At 49.0% G+C, this 208-nt stretch carries 1 protein-coding gene; it reads left to right on the top strand.

Features of this window, described 5'->3' with window-relative positions:
* Positions 1–208, top strand: a 208-nt coding sequence (locus A3712_RS11355) for an ATP-binding cassette domain-containing protein (RefSeq protein WP_157618744.1), incomplete at both ends; no start/stop codon positions are given.

Genomic DNA, 208 nt, shown 5'->3' with positions numbered 1-208 from the left:
TCCGGCGGTGAACGCCAACGAGCGTGGGTTTCGATGTTGCTCGCCCAACAGTCTCCCATATTGATTCTCGACGAGCCAACATCCGCGCTAGATGTTCATCACCAGTTCCAATTGATGGGTTTGCTATCTGAACTCAATAAGAAAGAAGACGTTGGAATCATCGTAATTCTGCACGACTTGAATCTTGCACTGCGTTACGCGACACACA

Source organism: Vibrio sp. HI00D65, assembly GCF_001635455.1.
In the GTDB taxonomy this organism is placed as follows: domain Bacteria; phylum Pseudomonadota; class Gammaproteobacteria; order Enterobacterales; family Vibrionaceae; genus Vibrio.
This window is presented reverse-complemented; position numbering and strand designations above follow the sequence as displayed.